The following is a 2,604-nucleotide window of genomic DNA, read 5'->3' as shown; positions in this document are numbered from 1 at the left end:
GTGATCGGTGCGATCGCCACGGCGATCCACCGACCCGCAGCGCTCGCGGTCCCCGCTCCCCTGCTGCGCCTCGCGCTCGGTGATCTCGCCCGCGAGCTGCTCCTCTCGGGTCAGATGGCCCTGCCCACGGTCCTCCAGGACTCGGGCTTCACCTGGGACCACCCAGGTCTCGGCGAGGCGAGCGACTGGCTCACCGGGCGCTCCTGACCTCGGCGACGCGCCACGGCCCTGGCTCCAGGACGAGCACCACCCGCCGGCCCGTTCCCGCGACCCCGTCGCGGACGGTCACCGTCCGCACCTGCACGCAGACCTGACCGGCCGAGCCGTCCCCGCACGCGACCTCCCCCTCCGCGGTGACCTCCAGGTCCCAGTCGACGGCTTCCGACCCCTCCTCGCCGCTCACCAGGGCCTCGTCCGCACGAGCAGCGGGCGACCCCGGAACGGTGACGGCTGCCAGCCCGGACCTGTCCGCCGAGACGAGGGCTGCGGCGTGCTGCCGGGAGAGCCGGACAGCGGCCTCGGTGGCCGTCTCCCCGCCGCGGACGGCACCGAACCCGACGGCCGCGACGGCCGCCCCACCGACCAGGAGGAGCACCCCCAGGGCACCGATCAACCGACGCCGCACCGCCGGCCCGGGGCGCGGACGCGGGCCGGCCGGCCGAGGGACGGTCTGGGTCGCCCTCGCCGTCGCGGGCGGTGCTCCGGCCGACGCCCCTCCGGAGAGCCGTCGCAGGCCCAGCCGTGCCAGGACGGCCGGGTCGACCGGTGCGAGCGGAACCTCGGGGCAGGCAGCCCTGAGCTCACGTGCGAGCCCTGCTGCGGTGATCCGCTCGGCGCCCGGGGCCGAGCGTCGTGCGCAGACCTCCCGCACGGCTCGCGTCTGCGGCCCCGCGCGGTCGTGCTCCCCCGCCGCCCCGAGCAGGGCTTCGCCGACCCGGCACAACGCGGCGAGATCCGCTGCCTCGTCGTGCGCGGGATCCCCTGCATCCGGGACCGCTCCCCCGGGTCCTGCTGCGGACCCGGCGGCGCAGGTGAGCACGCCGACCAGCACGGGGCGTCCCTGCGTCATCACGATCGTCACGGGCGAGAGGTGTCCGTGCGTCAGGCCCGCCCGGTGCAGGACGTCGAGCGCCTCCGCCACAGGTGCGAGCACGGCGACCACCTCACCGGGGTCCAGCCGCCCCCGTGCCTCGAGCAGGACGGAGAGCTCGGTACCGGGCGCGGCCTCGACGAGCGCGACGACCCCGTCCGGTAGGGGGAACACGTCCGTGCAGCGGGCCAGGGCCGGATGGTCGAGCCGCGAGAGCGACACGGCCCTCGCGCGGACCTGAGCGGCAAGCGGGCCCTCGGCGTGCACGACCGCGTAGCGGCTCCCGTCCGGGCCCAGGGCGCTCCATGCGGGGGCCACGACACCGGGGCCGAGCGGAGCGGCGGGCTCGATGCCGTGCTGGAGGAGCACGGCGCGCACGGCGGCGGGAAGGGCTGACATGGGGCGAGTCCAGCAGCACGGCCGCACGCAGGGGCGCCGTCCACAGGGTCGGGGGTGGACGGCGCCGCCGCCGCGTCAGGCCGAGGAAGGAGTCAGTCGGCGATCCTGCCCGCCCACGGCCACCACGACCTCCTGCCGAGGTCGTGGATGAGTCCGGGTACCAGGAGCGTGCGGACGATGAGGGTGTCCACCAGGACGCCGAGAGCGACGAGGAAGGCGATCTGCACGAGGAAGAGCAGAGGCAGCACCGCGAGCGCCCCGAAGGTCGCGGCCAGCACGATCCCCGCGCTGGTGATGACGCCACCCGTGACCGTGACCCCACGCCGGACACCCACGCGGGTCCCGTGCACCAATGCCTCCTCCCGTACCCGGGTCATCAGGAAGATCGAGTAGTCGATCCCGAGCGCCACCAGGAAGACGAAGGCGTAGAGCGGGACCGTCGCGTCGGCGCCGGGGAACCCGAAGACGTGGTTGAAGACGATCGCCCCGATCCCCAGGGTCGCGCCGAAGGAGAGCAGGTTCGCCAGCACGATCAGCACGGGCGCCACCACCGACCGGAGCAGCAGGATCAGGACGACGAGGATGACCGCGAGCACCGCGGGGACGATGACCCGCAGGTCGCGCTCGCTGGTGACCTGGGTGTCGAGCCGCTGCGCGGCCGCCCCGCCGACGACGGCGTCCTCGCTGACCGCGTGAACAGCCTCGCGGACGGCGGCGACGACCTCCGTGGCCTCCTGGCTCTCGGCGGAGACCTCGGTGACCGCCTCCACCAGGACGCGTCCGTCCACCACGAGCGCGGGGGCCGCAGGATCGACCGGCGCGCCGTCGGGCGTCGCGGTCACGGCCGCAGCCGAGCTGATCCCGTCGACCCCGTCGAGGGTCGCCAGGACCGTGTCGAGCTCGCCCTCGGTCGCCACGACGGTGATCGGCTGGGTGCTTCCCGCGTCGAAGTGCGCAGCGAGGACCTCCCCGCCGACGACCGAGTCGACCGGGGTGAGGAAGATGTCGGACTCGCTGGTGCCGGTCGCCCGGAGCGTCGGGAGCCAGGCCGCCGCGGCGAGCAGGGCGATCGCCGTCACCGCCCACACCTGCCGGGGGCGGCGGCCGAGCAGGCC

3 protein-coding genes are annotated in these 2,604 nt (G+C 75.2%); 1 reads left to right on the top strand and 2 read right to left on the bottom strand.

The window, feature by feature from the left end:
- On the top strand, positions 1 to 207 hold a 207-nt coding region (locus ABWK99_RS15565; RefSeq protein ID WP_372595598.1), incomplete at its 5' end, for a DUF1731 domain-containing protein.
- Here the strand turns inward: ABWK99_RS15565 and ABWK99_RS15560 are convergent.
- Both ABWK99_RS15560 and ABWK99_RS15555 read right to left on the bottom strand, forming a co-directional pair.
- Positions 191 to 1,489, bottom strand: a complete 1,299-nt coding sequence (locus ABWK99_RS15560; protein ID WP_372595597.1) for a hypothetical protein — start codon at positions 1,487 to 1,489, stop codon at positions 191 to 193. The two genes, ABWK99_RS15565 and ABWK99_RS15560, sit on opposite strands and share 17 nt — an antisense overlap.
- Before the next feature lie 92 nt (positions 1,490 to 1,581).
- The coding region (locus tag ABWK99_RS15555) for an MMPL family transporter (protein WP_372595596.1) at positions 1,582 to 2,604 on the bottom strand (1,023 nt) is incomplete at its 5' end.

This window comes from Actinotalea sp. (genome assembly GCF_041597215.1).
GTDB lineage: Bacteria > Actinomycetota > Actinomycetes > Actinomycetales > Cellulomonadaceae > Actinotalea.
The sequence above is the reverse complement of the archived record's forward strand: the minus strand, read 5'-3'. Positions and strand labels throughout refer to the sequence as shown.